12 protein-coding genes and 1 tRNA gene are annotated in these 15,301 nt (G+C 73.7%); 8 read left to right on the forward strand and 5 right to left on the reverse strand.

Features of this window, described 5'->3' with window-relative positions:
- Positions 1-205: 205 nt before the first annotated feature.
- The 3 genes from ABD335_RS05615 (at position 206) to ABD335_RS05625 (ending at position 2,745) form a co-directional block, all read left to right on the forward strand.
- Positions 206-775, forward strand: coding sequence for a small secreted protein (locus tag ABD335_RS05615; protein ID WP_344320953.1), 570 nt, complete (start codon positions 206-208; stop codon positions 773-775).
- A 60-nt stretch (positions 776-835) separates the two neighbouring features.
- Positions 836-2,410 (forward strand): DUF7059 domain-containing protein, encoded by a 1,575-nt coding sequence (locus ABD335_RS05620; protein WP_344320954.1) that lies wholly within the window; start codon positions 836-838, stop codon positions 2,408-2,410.
- Positions 2,411-2,547: 137 nt separating this feature from the next.
- A complete protein-coding gene (locus ABD335_RS05625) occupies positions 2,548-2,745 on the forward strand; it encodes a hypothetical protein (RefSeq protein WP_344320955.1) in 198 nt (65 codons plus the stop codon).
- A 125-nt stretch (positions 2,746-2,870) separates the two neighbouring features.
- On the opposite strand, the gene ABD335_RS05630 is transcribed toward ABD335_RS05625, so the two are convergent.
- The 3 genes from ABD335_RS05630 to ABD335_RS05640 form a co-directional block, all read right to left on the reverse strand.
- Entirely contained in the window at positions 2,871-3,116 is a 246-nt protein-coding gene (locus tag ABD335_RS05630; RefSeq protein WP_344320956.1) for a TM2 domain-containing protein, read from the reverse strand.
- Positions 3,117-3,323: 207 nt separating this feature from the next.
- Complete coding sequence (locus tag ABD335_RS05635) at positions 3,324-3,737, reverse strand: DUF2752 domain-containing protein (protein ID WP_344320957.1); 414 nt, start codon at positions 3,735-3,737, stop codon at positions 3,324-3,326.
- A gap of 6 nt (positions 3,738-3,743) precedes the next feature.
- Positions 3,744-4,154 carry a TM2 domain-containing protein gene (locus tag ABD335_RS05640; RefSeq protein ID WP_344320958.1) on the reverse strand — a complete coding sequence of 137 codons (411 nt, stop codon included), beginning with the start codon at positions 4,152-4,154 and terminating at the stop codon, positions 3,744-3,746.
- A gap of 240 nt (positions 4,155-4,394) precedes the next feature.
- Between ABD335_RS05640 and topA the strand changes: the two genes are divergently transcribed.
- The 5 genes from topA to ABD335_RS05665 all read left to right on the forward strand — a co-directional run bounded on the left by topA (position 4,395) and on the right by ABD335_RS05665 (position 13,705).
- Complete coding sequence (gene topA, locus ABD335_RS05645; protein ID WP_344320959.1) at positions 4,395-7,238, forward strand: type I DNA topoisomerase; 2,844 nt, start codon at positions 4,395-4,397, stop codon at positions 7,236-7,238.
- A 117-nt stretch (positions 7,239-7,355) separates the two neighbouring features.
- The gene (gene tmk, locus ABD335_RS05650; protein ID WP_344320960.1) at positions 7,356-10,532 is read left to right on the forward strand and encodes a dTMP kinase; all 3,177 of its coding nucleotides are present in this window, start codon (positions 7,356-7,358) and stop codon (positions 10,530-10,532) included.
- A gap of 121 nt (positions 10,533-10,653) precedes the next feature.
- A complete protein-coding gene (locus ABD335_RS05655) occupies positions 10,654-11,862 on the forward strand; it encodes a DNA polymerase III subunit delta' (RefSeq protein ID WP_344320961.1) in 1,209 nt (402 codons plus the stop codon).
- 84 nt (positions 11,863-11,946) lie between these two features.
- Positions 11,947-13,554, forward strand: coding sequence for an alpha/beta hydrolase (locus tag ABD335_RS05660; protein ID WP_344320962.1), 1,608 nt, complete (start codon positions 11,947-11,949; stop codon positions 13,552-13,554).
- A 77-nt stretch (positions 13,555-13,631) separates the two neighbouring features.
- Positions 13,632-13,705 (forward strand) — tRNA-Thr (locus tag ABD335_RS05665).
- A gap of 103 nt (positions 13,706-13,808) precedes the next feature.
- Here ABD335_RS05665 and ABD335_RS05670 read toward each other — a convergent pair.
- Together ABD335_RS05670 and ABD335_RS05675 are read right to left on the reverse strand one after the other, a co-directional pair.
- Positions 13,809-14,408, reverse strand: a complete 600-nt coding sequence (locus ABD335_RS05670; protein WP_344320963.1) for an NADPH-dependent FMN reductase — start codon at positions 14,406-14,408, stop codon at positions 13,809-13,811.
- Between the two features lie 149 nt (positions 14,409-14,557).
- Positions 14,558-15,181 (reverse strand): hypothetical protein, encoded by a 624-nt coding sequence (locus tag ABD335_RS05675; RefSeq protein ID WP_344320964.1) that lies wholly within the window; start codon positions 15,179-15,181, stop codon positions 14,558-14,560.
- Positions 15,182-15,301 lie beyond the last annotated feature (120 nt).

Here is a 15,301-nt window from a genome sequence, read left to right on the forward strand (position 1 = left end):
CCGCGTGCCCCGGCCGGCTCGGGCGCGGACCGGGCACGGCCGGGGCGCGGCGGCCGGGAGACACGCCCGAGCCGTGTGAGATGCGCTTGCCTCAAGTGGTCACATAACACACCAAAACACCTCACAGGGTGTGGCGCGCACACCGGACGTTGGGCCGTCTGCGTGTATGTTCCGGCCCGGACAGCCACGAAGGGACCGATCCGGAGTGAACAAGAAGCTTGCGACCACCCTGGCCGGCAGCGCGGTGCTCGTGCTCGCGCTCAGTGGGTGCGGCGACGACAAGGAAGAGAAGACCAACGCGTGGGCCCGGAAGGTCTGCGACCAGGTCCAGCCCCAGGTGAAGAAGATCCAGCAGGCCAACACCGAGATCACCCGGGCCACCGAGGGCGAGAGGTCCCCGGCGGAGGTCAAGGAGATCGACGCGAAGGCGTTCGGGGACATCTCCCAGGCGTACGGCGCGCTGGCGAGAGCCGTGGACAAGGCGGGCGCGCCGCCCGTGGAGAACGGCGCCAAGCTCCAGAAGGACGCGGTCCGCCAACTCGACGACATGTCCGGCAAGTACGCCGACCTCAAGAAGCAGGCCGACGAACTGGACACCAAGGACCGGGCGAAGTTCGCCGACGGCCTCGGGGAGATAGCCGACGAGCTGGGCAAGCTCGGCAAGAGCGGCGACCGGGCGCTGGACAGGCTCCAGGAGGGCGAGCTCGGCGCCGCCATGGCCAACCAGGAAGGCTGCCGGAAGCCCTCGACGTCGCCGAGCGCCTCGGCGGCGTAGCGGCGGGCGCCCGGCACGGGGCCGGTGTCTCCACGTGACCGTCCACGTGACAATGGGGAGGTGAGTACGGACCGCCTCCCCGCCCCCGGCCCTGCCCTTCCCCGACTGCGCGACGCCTTCCTCGCCGCCGGTTTCACCCCCGACGGACTGCTGGAACTGCTCGGCGCCCCCGCCTACGCCGCCCTCGCCCGCGGCGAGACCGTGCCCGCGCTGCGCGCCACGCGCGGCGACGGACCGCTGGAGACGCTGGTGCGGCTGTTCCTGCTCCAGCGTCCGGTGCCGTACGGGCGGGCCCGCGCCGCGCTCCCGGTCGACGACGCGCTCGCCGACGGCTGGCTGCTCCGCGACGAGGACGGCGCCGGCCCGGACGGGGTGCGGGCGACGGTGGACGTCCGGCCCTACGGCGGCCCCGAGGGGCGGAACTGGTGGATCGTCTCCGACCTCGGCTGCGCGGTCGGCGGCGCCGGCGGCATCCGTACCGCCAAGGACACGGGGACGGTCGCGGCGACGGACGCGGTGGACCGCTCGCGGCTCGTCCTCGGGGTCGGCGGCGCCTCGACGACCCTGGCGGGCATCACGGTGCGGACCCCGGTGGCCCGTGCCCTGGACCTCGGCAGCGGCTCGGGCATCCAGGCGCTGCACGCCGCCCGGCACGCCGACCACGTCACCGCCACCGACGTCAACCCCCGCGCCCTGCGCTTCACCCGCCTCACCCTGGCCCTCTCCGGCGCGCCCGAGCCCGAGCTGCGCGAGGGGTCCCTCTTCGAGCCGGTCGAGGGGGAGGCGCCCTACGACCTGATCGTCTCCAACCCGCCCTTCGTCATCTCCCCCCGCGCCGCCGACGGGGCGCGCCTCACCTACCGGGACGGCGGCATGGGCGGCGACGACCTGTGTCGGACCCTCGTCGAGAACGCCGCCGACCACCTCGCCGACGGCGGCTACTGCCAGCTCCTGGCCAACTGGGAGCACGCCGACGGCCGGGACTGGCGCGAGCGGTTGGCCTCCTGGGTGCCGCGCGGCTGCGACGCCTGGATCGTGCAGCGCGAGGTGCAGGACGTCGCCCAGTACGCCGAGCTGTGGCTGCGCGACGGCGGCGACCACCTGGGCGACCCGGCGGTGTACGCCGCGAAGTACGACGCCTGGCTGGACGAGTTCGAGGCGCGCGGCACCACGGCCGTCGGCTTCGGCTGGATCACCCTGCGCAAGTCGGGCGCCGAGCGGCCGTCCGTCACCGTCGAGGAGTGGCCGCACCCCGTCGAGCAGCCGCTCGGCGAGACGGTCCGCGCCCACTTCGAGCGCCGGGACTTCCTGCGCGCCATGGACGACGCGGCCCTGCTCGCCACCCGTTTCCGGCTCGTGGACGAGGTGGTGCAGGAGCAGATCGGCAAGCCCGGCGCCGACGATCCGGAGTACGTGGTGCTGCGCCAGAACCGGGGCATGCGCCGAGCGACGAGGGTGGACACGGTCGGCGCGGGCTTCGCGGGCGTGTGCGACGGCTCGCTCCCGGCGGGCCGCATCGTCGACGCCATCGCCCAGCTCCTCGGGGAGAACCCGGTCGAGTTGCGCGACCGCACCCCGGAGTCGATCCGGCTGCTGGTCGAGCAGGGCTTCCTGCTGCCCCTGCGGGACATGTGACGGACGGCGCGAAACGGGACGGACGCGGACGGACGCGGACGGACGCGCGGCGCGCGCGGACGTTCATCCGCCGGCCGGCCGGCGGCGTTCACCCCGTGTTCGCCCGCGGGTCCCCCGCGGGTGTCACCGTGCTCCGCATGGAGAGTGGACCCGCTGTCTTCGCCGGGGCGGCCTTCACGCTGTTCGGCGTCGGACTCCTGCTGTGGACCTCGATACGCGTACGGATGCGCGAGCCCGTGGCGGAGGGGGCGAACCCGGCCGTGGCGGCCGTGCTCACCTCCCTGTTCGGCGTGGTCTCCCTGGCTGTCGGCGTCTGGGCCTTCACCCGTCCCTGAGCCCCTCCCGATCCCTTCCGCCGGCGTCCGGCCGGTGAACGCGGACGGCCCGCGTCCCCCTCGGGACGCGGGCCGTCGCGCTGCCGTGCGGCGACCGCGCGGAACGCGGTCGCCGCACGGCGGTGTCAGCCGCGCAGGACGCGGCCCTGGCTGTCGGTGCGGTCGTCGCTGGTGAGGAAGAGGATGCCGTCGATCAGCGACCAGATGCCGCAGCCGCCGCAGGTCAGAAGCTGCCCGATGGCCATGCCGGTGTGACCGGTGTAGAAGCGGCCGATGCCCAGGCCACCCAGAAAGATCTGCAGCAGGCCGGCGGTCATCTTGGACTTGTCGGAGTACGGCTGACCGTTGGGCGCGGTGCCGGTGAACGCCATGGGTGGCTCCTTCGTGGTTCGTCGGGTACGGCCGCGATCTCCTGGTACACGCCCGTCGTGCCGCGGCGACATCCCTGACCGTCGACGGGCCCCGAGGGTTGCCGTCGCCCCGGAGTCGTGATCGAACGGTTATTCGGGGCGACTCGTGGGGCGTGGGGAGAGAGCCGGAGAAGAGGGGGAGGAAAGGGGAGCGAGGGGCGGAAGAGGTCAGCCGATCAGGTTCCGCGCGACCGCCCACACCACGGCCACCCCCAGGATCACCGCCGTGCCCGCCTTCCCCGGCGACGGCCGGTAGCGGCGCCCGCGCAACCCCTCCACGAGCCACCGACCGCCGAAGTACGCCGCCGCCGGAACCCCCAGCGTCAACAGCAGGGCGTTGTCGTGGAAGGCGGCGGCGACGTCCCCGTGCATCAGGTCGTACGCCATGCGCGTACCGCCGCACGCCGGGCACAGCAGCCCGGTCGTCCAGTTGAACGGGCAGCGCGGCAGGAGCTGCCCGGACTCGTGCGGGTTGGTTCCCCACAGGTAGCCGGCCCCGGCGAGCCCGGCCGCGAGCGCCGTCAGGGGCGGCGCGGCCGGGTGGGAGCGCAGGGCGCGGAACCGGGCGGACGCCTTGGTCACCGCGGATCAGCTCCGCAGCACGCGGCCCTGCGCGTCCGTGGCGCCGTCCTGGGTGAGCAGCATGATGCCGTCGATCAGCGACCAGATGCCGCAGCCGCCGCAGGTGAACAGCTGTCCCAGGGCCAGGCCGGTGTGGCCGGTGTAGAAGCGTCCGATGCCGAAGCCTCCCAGGAAGAGGGAGAGCACGCCCGCGACGACCTTGGACTTGTCGGAGTAGGGACGGCCGTAGGCGTCGTACCCGTACGGCGCGTTCGGGTCCGCGGCGTAGGGCCCCGGCGCGACGGGCGGCGGGGTCTGCTGCGGGTAGCCGTACGCGGGCTGGCCCGGCTGGCCGGGCTGGCCGGGCTGCTGGGCGTAGGGGTTGTTCTGCGGCTGCTGCGGCTGGCCGTACGGGTTCTGCTGGTACGGGTCGGACATGGAATTCCCCCGAGTGGTGGATCGCTGGGACAGACAGACGGCCACATCTTGCCAGTCGCCACCGGGCGGCAGGAATGGTGGTTGTCGGGTTACCGTTCGAGTGGCGTTGCGGACTTTTCCCGTTTGACACGGGGGCGGGAGGTACCGTCACACTCCGCAGCGAGAGCGCAAGCAGAACCCAGAGCCGACCACGGACCGGAACCAGGAAGCCACGGAACCGGAGAGAAGAGCGAGAAGAAGTTGTCCCCGACCAGCAGGACCACACACGGCGGGCGCCGACTCGTGATCGTCGAGTCGCCGGCCAAGGCCAAGACGATCAAGGGCTACCTCGGTCCTGGCTACGTGGTCGAGGCCAGCGTCGGGCACATCCGCGACCTGCCGAACGGGGCCGCCGAGGTCCCGGCCAAGTACAAGGGCGAGCCGTGGGCCCGGCTCGGCGTCGACGTCGACCACGATTTCGAGCCGTTGTACGTCGTCAACAGCGACAAGAAGGACCAGGTCAAGAAGCTCAAGCAGCTCTTGGCGGAGTCCGACGAGCTGTTCCTGGCCACCGACGAGGACCGCGAGGGCGAGGCCATCGCCTGGCACCTCCAGGAGGTGCTCAAGCCCAAGGTCCCGGTCCGCCGGATGGTCTTCAACGAGATCACCAAGGACGCCATCCGCGCGGCCGTCTCCAACACCCGCGAACTCAACCAGCGACTGGTCGACGCCCAGGAGACCCGCCGCATCCTCGACCGGCTCTACGGCTACGAGGTCTCGCCGGTGCTGTGGAAGAAGGTCATGCCCAGGCTCTCGGCGGGCCGCGTGCAGTCCGTCGCGACCCGGCTGGTCGTCGAGCGCGAGCGCGAGCGCATCGCGTTCCGCCCCGCCGAGTACTGGGACCTGACCGGCACCTTCTCCACCGGCCGCGGCCACGGGGCCGTCGACGCCGCCGACCCGTCCTCCTTCGCCGCCCGGCTGACCGCGGTGGACGGCCGCCGCGTCGCGCAGGGCCGCGACTTCGGCCCCGACGGCCGGCTCAAGGACGGCGGCCGGGGCCAGGTGCTCCACCTGGACGAGGCCGCCGCCCGCGCGCTGGCCGCCGCCCTGGAGGGCACCGACTTCGCCGTCCGCTCGGTGGAGTCCAAGCCCTACCGTCGGTCGCCCTACGCTCCCTTCCGTACGACCACCCTCCAGCAGGAGGCGAGCCGCAAGCTCGGCTTCAGCGCGAAGGTGACCATGCAGGTGGCGCAGAAGCTGTACGAGAACGGCTTCATCACCTACATGCGAACCGACTCCACCACCCTCTCCGACACGGCGATCGCCGCCGCCCGCGCCCAGGTCACCCAGCTCTACGGCGCCGACTACCTGCCCGACCGCCCCCGCACCTACGCGAGCAAGGTCAAGAACGCGCAGGAGGCGCACGAGGCGATCCGCCCCTCCGGCGACCGCTTCCGCACCCCCGCGGAGACGGGGTTGACCGGCGACCAGTTCAAGCTGTACGAGCTGATCTGGAAGCGGACGGTGGCCTCCCAGATGAAGGACGCCACCGGCAAGTCCGTCACCGTGCGGGTCGGCGGTCGCAGCGCGGACGGCCGGGACGTGGAGTTCAGCGCCTCCGGCAAGATCATCGACTTCCACGGCTTCCTCAAGGCGTACGTCGAGTCCGTCGACGACCCCGGCGCCGACCTCGACGACCGCGAGCGCCGGCTGCCGCAGGTCGCCGAGGGCGACCCGCTGACCGCCACCGAGATCTCGGTGGACGGCCACGCCACCAAGCCCCCGGCCCGCTACACCGAGGCCACGCTGGTCAAGGAGCTGGAGGAGCGCGAGATCGGGCGCCCCTCGACGTACGCGTCGATCATCAGCACCATCCTCGACCGCGGCTACGTCTTCAAGAAGGGCACGGCGCTCGTCCCCTCCTTCCTCTCCTTCGCCGTCGTCGGTCTGCTGGAGAAGCACTTCGGCCGGCTGGTCGACTACGACTTCACCGCGAAGATGGAGGACGACCTCGACCGCATCGCCGCCGGTGAGGCCGAGGCCGTGCCGTGGCTGCGCCGCTTCTACTTCGGCACCGACGACCCGCGCTCGGGCGACGCCGCCGCGGCCGGGAACGGCGACGGCGACCACCTCGGCGGCCTGAAGGACCTGGTCTCCGACCTCGGCGCGATCGACGCCCGCGGCGTCTCCTCCTTCCCCGTGGGCGACGGCATCGTGCTGCGGGTCGGCCGCTACGGCCCCTACGTCGAGGAGGTGGGCCCCGACGGCGAGTCCGGCCGCCGCGCCGACGTGCCCGCCGACCTGCCGCCGGACGAGCTGACGGTGGAGTACGCCAGGGAGCTGCTGGCCAAGCCCAGCGGCGAGGTCGAGCTGGGCACCGACCCGGAGACCGGCCACACCATCGTCGCCAAGGCGGGCCGCTACGGTCCGTACGTCACCGAGGTGCTGCCCGAGGGCACGCCGAAGACGGGGAAGAACGCGGTGAAGCCGCGCACGGCCTCCCTGTTCAAGTCGATGTCCCTGGACACCGTCACCCTCGACGACGCCCTGAAGCTGCTCTCCCTGCCGCGCGTGGTCGGCACCGACCCCGAGACCGGCCAGGAGATCACCGCGCAGAACGGTCGCTACGGCCCCTATCTGAAGAAGGGCACCGACTCGCGGTCGCTGCAGAGCGAGGACCAGATCTTCACGATCACCCTCGACGAGGCGCTGGCCGTCTACGCCCAGCCCAAGCAGCGCGGCCGGGCCGCGGCCAAGCCGCCGCTGAAGGAGCTGGGCACCGACCCGGTCAGCGGGCGTCCGGTGGTGGTGAAGGACGGCCGCTTCGGCCCCTACGTCACCGACGGGGAGACCAACGCGACGCTGCGCCGCGACGACGACGTGGAGACGATCACGCCGGAGCGCGGGTACGAGCTGCTCGCGGAGAAGCGCGCCAAGGGACCGGCGAAGAAGACCGCCAAGAAGACGGCGGCCAAGAAGACGGCCGCGAAGAAGACGGCCGCGAAGAAGACCGCCGCCAAGCCCGCCGCCAAGAAGACGGCGGCGAAGACGGCCGCGAAGAAGACGACGACGAGGAAGGCGGCCGCCAAGAAGACCGCGGAGTGAGCCGCGTGGGGTGAGCGGCGGGGAGGCGAACGCGGCGGACCGTTCCGCGCGAGCGACATCGCTCGCCTGTTCGGAGCGGTCCGCCATTCCCGCGTCCCCGCCCGCTAGGCTGGCGGAATGACGCGTGCAGAGCAGCCACCGGTCGTGCCCCCCACCTCCGACGCCCTCGCCGCGGACTCCCGCGAGCGCGCCGTACGGGCCCTGCTGAGGCATGCCCCCCTGCGACGGCTGTGGGGCGCGCAGCTCGCCGCCGGCGTCGGTGACGCCCTCGCCCTGCTCGTCCTGATCCTCCTCGCGCTCCAGGCGGCCATCGTCGTGCCCGCCACGGGCGGCGAACCCGTCCTCGGCGGCGGCTACCGCGGCGTGGCACTCTCCGTCGCCGCCGTCCTCGGCGTCCGGCTGCTGGCCACACTGCTGTTCGGGGCCGTCCTGCTGGGCCCGCTGTCCTCCCTCACCGCCGACTCCTCCGGCGCGCTCGACCGCCGCTGGACCATGATCGGAACGGACGGCGTCCGACTGGCGCTGATGATCGTCGCGCCGCTGTGGATCGACTGGACCCCGGACAAGGCGTTCGCGTTCCTGCTGGTCACCGTCTTCCTCGTCGGCGTCGCCGAACGCTTCCGGGCCGTGGCCAAGGACAGCGCCGCCCCCACCCTCCTGCCCGCCCCGCCACCCGAGGGCGCCGCCGTGCGCCCCCTGCCGGACCACCACGACGCGCTGCGCCGCCTGTGGCTGCGGACGGGCTTCGGCGCCGTCCCGCTGGCCGCCGCGGCGCTGGTCGCGGTCACCCTGGTGAGCAACCTGCTGGGCGCGGGCGTCGAGTGGTTCACCACCCACCAGGCGGCCCTGGCGTCGTACACCTCCGCGGGCCTGTTCGCCGCGTCGGCCTGCCTGCTGTACTTCCTCCGCCTCCCCGGCGGCGCCGCCCCGCGGCCCCGCTCCCCGCTGGAGGGGCTGCGCCGGCCCCGGCTCGGCAAGGCCGAGAAGGGCGACAAGAGCGCCCGCAAGGCGGTGGACAAGGGCCGCACCGGCGCCGCCCCGCTGCTCGTCCTGGTCTGCGCCTCCGTCGCCGCCGCCATCGCCGCGGCCGTGGCGCTCGCCGCGCTGCACGCGGCCGACCTCGGCGGCGGACCGGTCCTCTTCGGCCTGTTCGTCCTCGCGCTGACCGGCGGCACCGGCGCTGGCATCCGCCGCGCGCCGCGCATACTCCCGGCCCTGTCCCGGCGCCGCATGCTCGCCCTGGCCACCGCGCTGGCCGGTCTGGCGCTGCTCGCGGCCGGACTGACCCCCGACACCACGACCGTCCTGCTGCTGCTCCTGCTCGCCGGCCTGGCCGCCGGGGTCGCCGCGAACACCGGCCACACCCTGCTGGACGAGGAGACCGAGGAGTCCCGCCGCGCCCGGATGACCGACCACCTGAACGCGGTCGTACGGGTCGGCATCGCGCTCGCCGCCGTCGTCGCGCCCGTGCTGGCGGCCCTCATCGGCCCGCACCGGGTCGAGAACGGCGACTTCGTCTTCGCCCACGGCGGTGCCGCCTTCACGCTGATGCTCGTCGGCGCGCTGCTGCTGCCGGTGGCCGCCCTGGTCCTGGTCCGCCTCGACGACCGGCAGGGCGTGCCGCTCCGGCGCGATCTGCGCGAGGCGTTCGGCGGCGGCGCCGAGCCGCGTCCCGCCCCGGCGCCGAACGGTTTCTTCATCGCCCTGGAGGGCGGCGACGGCGCGGGCAAGTCCACGCAGGTGGAGGCGTTGGCGGAGTGGATCCGCTCCAAGGGCCACGAGGTCGTGGTCACCCGCGAGCCGGGCGCCACCCCCATCGGCAAGCGGCTGCGCTCGATCCTGCTCGACGTCTCCTCGGCGGGACTGTCGCACCGCGCCGAGGCCCTGCTCTACGCCGCCGACCGCGCCGAGCACGTCGAGTCCGTGGTGCGGCCCGCCCTGGAGCGCGGCGCGGTCGTCATCACCGACCGCTACATCGACTCCTCCGTCGCCTACCAGGGCGCCGGACGCGACCTGTCGCCGACGGAGGTCGCCCGCATCTCCCGCTGGGCCACCGAAGGGCTCGTCCCGCACCTGACCGTGCTGCTGGACATCTCGCCCGAGACCGCCCGCGAACGGTTCACCGAGGCGCCCGACCGGCTGGAGTCGGAGTCCGCCGAGTTCCACCGGCGGGTCCGCGCCGGCTTCCTCGCCCTGGCCGCCGCCGACCCGACGCGCTACCTGGTGGTGGACGCCGGTCTGGAGCCGGAGGCGATCACCACGGTCGTACGGCACCGGCTCGACCGGATGCTGCCGCTGTCCGAGGCCGAGATCGCGGCCCGCGAGGAGGCCCGGCGCCGCGCCGAGGAGGAGGCCCGCCGGCGCGCGGAGGAGGAGGCCGCGCGGAAGGCCGAGGAGGAGCGCCTGGAGCGCGAGCGCCAGGAGCAGCTCGCCCGGCTCCGCGCCGAGGAGGAGGAACGCCGCCGGCGCGAGGAAGAGGAGGCCCGCCGCCGCGAGGAGCTGCGCCAGGCCGAGGAGGCCCGTCGCCGTGCCGAGGAGGCGCGCCGCCTGGCGGAGGAGGAGCGCGTCCGTCGGGAGGCCGAGGAGCGCGCCCGCCGCGAGGAGGAGGAGCGCCGGCGCCGTCTCGCCGAGGAGGAGGCCCGGCTGCGGGCCGAGGCCGAGGAGCGCCGCCGGGAGAAGCAGCGCAGGGCCGAGGAGGCGCTGCTCCGCGCCGAGCAGGCCCGCAAGGTCGCCGAGGAGGAGCAGCAGCGCAGGCTCTCGCTCCGCAAGGACGACGCCCCGTCCGGCGGTCTGCCCGGTGACCGGCCGGGGCACCGGCACTCGCTCCGCAAGGACGAGGCCCCGGGCGACGACGAGGAGACCGCCGTCCTGCCGCAGGTCTCGCCGGACGCGGAGGAGACGATCGTCCTGCCGCAGGCCCAGCCGCCCGTCCCGCCGTCGGGCCCCGACGCCGAGGAGACCGCCGTCCTGCCGCAGGCCCGACCCCCGGCGCCCGGCGCTCCCGCCCAGGACGACCCGGCGAACCGGATGCCGTGGCTGTACCGCCCCGAGGAGCCCGGAACGGGCGCCGGAACGGGCGGGTCCGCATCGGACGGCGAGGAGCGGACGCGCGAGCTGCCGCAGGTCGACGAGCGGGGCCGGCCCCGGCGCCGCCCCGAGTGGGCCGAGGAGACGCCGATGGACGACCTGCCCACCCTCGCCGACGAGCTGCTCGGCCCCCACCAGGAGTGGGTCGGGGACGAGGTCGGCGACGAGGACGAGGGCCGCCGCGGCCGGCGCGGACGCCGGGACTGAACCCCGAGGAGCCCCGCGGGGCTCCTCGGAACCCCGCGGGGCCCGCCGCGCCGTCGGATGTCGGTGGCGTGCGGAACAATGAGCGGCACCGACGCGACACGGGAAGGAGGGCGGTGGAGCCATGGCCGTGTGGGACGACCTGATCGGGCAGGACAGGGTCGTGGAGCAGCTCGTCGCGGCCGCCCGTGACGCGGACGCCCACGTCACGGCCGCCGCGTCCGGGGACGCGCCCCGACTGTCCGGCTCGGCGATGACCCACGCCTGGCTGTTCACCGGCCCGCCCGGCTCCGGCCTGGACACGGCCGCCCGGTCCTTCGCCGCCGCCCTGCAGTGCGTCGGCCCCGACCGCGCCCTGGGCGGCGCGCCCGGCTGCGGCTTCTGCGACGGCTGCCACACGGCCCTGATCGGCACGCACGCCGACGTCGAGATCGTCCGCACCGACGGGCTCAGCATCGGCGTGGACATCACCCGGGACCTGGTGCGCCGCGCCCAGCTCTCCCCGTCGGGAGGCCGCTGGCAGGTGGTCGTCCACGAGACCGCCGACCGGCTCACCGAGCAGGCCGCCAATGCCCTCCTCAAGGCCGTCGAGGAGCCCGCCCCCCGCACGGTGTGGCTGCTGTGCGCGCCCTCCGCCGACGACGTCCTGCCGACGATCCGCTCCCGCTGCCGCCACCTGGTGCTGCGCACCCCGCCGGTGGACGCCGTCGCCGACATGCTGATCCGGCGCGACGGCATCGAACCGGACGTGGCCGCCACCGCCGCCCGCGCCACCCAGGGCCACATCGACCGGGCCCGCCGCCTGGCCACCGACGAGCGGGCGCGTGCCCGCCGCGCCGCCGTCCTGCGGCTCCCCACCCGCATCGAGCAGGTCGGGGACGCGCTGCGGGCCGCGCAGGAGCTGATCGACGCCGCCGGCGAGGACGCCAAGGAGGCCGTCGAGGAGGTGGACGCCAAGGAGACGGAGGAGATGCGCGCCGCGCTCGGCGCCTCCGAGGGCGGTCGGCTGCCGCGCGGCACGGCGGGCGTGATGAAGGAGCTGGAGAAGCGGCAGAAGAGCCGCGCCACCCGCGCCCAGCGCGACTCCCTCGACCTCGCCCTGGTCGACCTCACCGCCTTCTACCGCGACGTGCTGGCCCGGCAGTTCGGCTCCTCGGTCGCCATCGCCAACGAGGACGTCCGGGACGCGGTGGAGCGGATCGCCGCCACCACCCGCCCGGAGCAGACGCTGCGCCGCATGGAGGCCGTGCTGGAGTGCCGCCGCGCCATCGAGCGCAACGTGGCGCCGCTGCTCGCCGTGGAGGCGATGACGGTGGCGCTCCGCGCGGGCTGACGCGGCCGGCGCGGCTGACGCGCCGGCCTCCCCTTTCGCGGCGGCTCACCCCCGTACGACTCCGTCCCGTATACGCTCCGGGGCATGGACACCAGGCGTCTGCTCCGTACCGGTGGCGTCGCGCTCGCGACGGCCGCGCTGTTGCTGTCGGGCTGTTCCGGCTCGGACGACCCGGACCCCGGACGCAGCTCCGGCGCCGCCGAGCCGTCGTCGCGACTCTCGGACGACCGCGAGACCCGGGACGCCACGCCGCTGGAGGCGCTGCCGGAGGAGATCCCGGCGAACCTCGAGCCGTACTACGAGCAGAAGTTGACCTGGAAGGACTGCGGCGTCCCCGGCTTCCAGTGCAGCAGGCTGAGAGTGCCGCTGGACTACGACGCCCCGGACCGGAGCAAGGACCTCCGACTGGCCGTCACCCGCAAGAAGGCATCCGGACCGGGCGAGCGCCTGGGCTCCCTGCACGTCAACCCCGGCGGCCCCGGCGGCTCCGCCGTCGACTACGTCCAGCTCGCGGCGGGCGTCGGCTACCCGGCCCCGGTCCGCGCCCGGTACGACATCGTCGGCATGGACCCGCGCGGCGTGGCCCGCAGCGAGCCCATCGAGTGCCTGAGCGACAAGGAGATGGACGCCTACACCCGGACCGACGTCACCCCGGACGACCAGGGCGAGATCGAGAAGCTGACCGCCGCGTTCGAGAGGTTCGCCAAGGGCTGCAAGGAGCGGGCGGGCGAACTCCTCGGCCACGTCTCGACCGTCGAGGCAGCCCGCGACATGGACGTCCTGCGCGCGGTGCTCGGCGACGACAGGCTCACCTACGTCGGCGCGTCCTACGGCACCTACCTCGGCGCCACCTACGCCGGGCTCTTCCCGTCCCGCGTCGGCCGGTTCGTCCTGGACGGCGCGATGGACCCCTCGCTCTCCTCCGAGCAGCTCAACCGCGACCAGACGGCGGGCTTCGACACCGCCTTCACCGCCTTCGCCGAGGACTGCGTGGGGCGCGACGACTGCCCGCTGGGCAGCAAGAGCCCCAAGGAGGCCGAGCGGCGCCTGGGCGACTTCCTGGAGCGTCTGGACACCCGACCGCTGAAGACGGGCGAGCCGCGCGAGCTGACCGAGTCGCTGGCCACCGTCGGCGTGCTGAACGCCATGTACACGGAGTACTACTGGCCGAAGCTGCGCTCGGCGCTCACCTCCGCCATGAAGGACGGCGACGGCGCGGAACTGCTCTCGCTCGCCGACGACTACTACGAGCGGGACGCGGACGGCTCCTACGGCAACATCATGTACGCCAACGCCTCCGTGAACTGCCTCGACCTCCCCGCCCCCTTCGACGGCCCGGCCGAGGCGAAGAGGGCCGTCGCGGAATTCCGCAAGCACTCCCCGGTCTTCGGCCGCAACTTCGCCTGGTCCGCGCTGAACTGCACCTACTGGCAGCAGGAGCCCACCGGCGAGCCCCACCGCATCGAGGCGAAGGGCGCCGCGCCCATCCTGGTCGTCGGCACCACCCGCGACCCGGCCACCCCCTACAAGTGGGCCGAGGGCCTGGCCGGCCAGCTCTCCTCGGCCACCCTCCTGACGTACGACGGCGACGGTCACACGGCGTACGTGCGCGGCAGCGACTGCGTCGACTCGGCGGTCAACGGCTACCTCATCCGCGGCACGGTGCCCAAGGACGGGACCACGTGTTCCTGACCCGGCCCCAAACCCGGTACGAGGCACCCCCGCGCACTGTGTAGACTTAACCGCGCTGCGGCACCGCCGCACGCACTGCCGCCTTAGCTCAGTCGGCCAGAGCGACGCACTCGTAATGCGTAGGTCGAGGGTTCGATTCCCTCAGGCGGCTCGTTTCGGAAGCCAGGTCGGACATTGTCCGACCTGGCTTCTTGCCTGCGGTCTTGCTCGTGGTCTTGCCGGCGGTTCCGTGTCCGGCGGTCGCCGGCCGGACCTCACGGGGTCCGTGCGAGCGCCGGCACCGGGGCCTGTTCCCGCCGGTTCGCGCGGGAGACGGCGGCGAGGACGGTGTCCACCAGCCGGTCGAGGCGGTCGACGACGTCGGGGGCGGCGATCAGGCCCTCCGGGGTGCGCAGCCGGACCGCGTCGCCGATGGCGACATCGGTGTGCTCGATCACCGAGGCGCCGGAGTTGGCGAGGATGCGGCGCAGGTGGGGGAGCACGTTTGCGCCTCCCGCCGGGCCGGGGGAGGCGCTGACGACCGCCGCGGGGAGACCGGACAGCGGGCTGTCCGCGCCGCCCACCGACAGCCAGTCGAGGGCGTTCTTCAGGACGCCGGGCGGATACCCGTTGTAGGCGGGACTGCTCACGATCAGGGCGTCGGCGGTGGAGAACCGGGCCAGGAGCGACCGGAGCGCGGCCGTGCCGCCGACCCGTGCGAGGTCCTCGTTGAACAGGGGGAAGGTGCGCAGGCGCAGCCGGATGACCTCGTGTCCGCCGGTGCGGCTCGTGACGAGGCGCTGAACGGTGGAGAGGACGGCGGAGTTCGCGGACTCGCGTCGCAGACTTCCCGACAGGAGAGCGATCTTTGCCATGTGCGGGGCCTCCTCGGGGACGGCCCGGCGGGGCCGCCGTCCTCACGGAGCGGTCGGTCTCCCGCCCGGCACGCCGCCGTGCGGCGCGGACGCCGCGGCGGTGAGGACGGTCGGCCCCGGTGGCGGGGCCGACGGGTGCTGGAGCGGTGTCAGGAGACGGTGGTGCTGGACAGCACGACCGGCCGGGCCGGGTCCGGGTAGCAGGGCAGCTCGCCGACCTCGCCGGTGGCCGGGTCCTCGGCCGTCCAGCGGAAGCCCGGGTCCTCGCGGCTCGTACCGGCGACCGAGGTGGTCAGCACGCCGCTGGAGGGAGCGCGCAGGAAGACCTTGAGCGTGGGGACGTCGGAGTCGACGCCCGCGGCGAAGGGGCCGGAGGCGTAGAGGGAGACGCGGCCGTCGGAGAACTCCACCTTCTGCTGGGAGTCGCCGAGGTTGTATCCGCCGACCAACGCGTAGCCGAGGACCCGGGCGCCGGCCGGCAGGTTGTAGACGAACTTGACGTCCCAGACCTTCGTGTTGAACTGGGGCAGCGGGTTGATGGGCTCCGGGTCGAAGGAGACGGTGAACACCTGGTTCGGCGCGACGGTCGCCGGGGCGGTCACATCGAAGCTGCGGCTGTAGTTCAGGACGAAGCTCTCGCCCAGGAATTCCACGGGGCACAGGTAGGGGACCGTGGACTCGGCGGCGGACGCGCCGCCCGGAGCGGCCAGAACACCGGCGGTGGCGAAGGCGAGGGCGACCGCGAGGCGCCTCATGGTGCGTCTGATGCGCAAGGCTCTCTCCTGGTTCGGTGGGCTCCCACCCCGGTGGACGGGGGGAAACCGGTGGACAGGGAATCCCGCCCGGGTCTTTTCGGTTCCGGGTGGGAATGCGCCATCAGTTTCGTCCGGCGG

The sequence above is a fragment of the Streptomyces macrosporus genome (assembly GCF_039533145.1).
In the GTDB taxonomy this organism is placed as follows: Bacteria; Actinomycetota; Actinomycetes; order Streptomycetales; family Streptomycetaceae; genus Streptomyces; species Streptomyces macrosporus.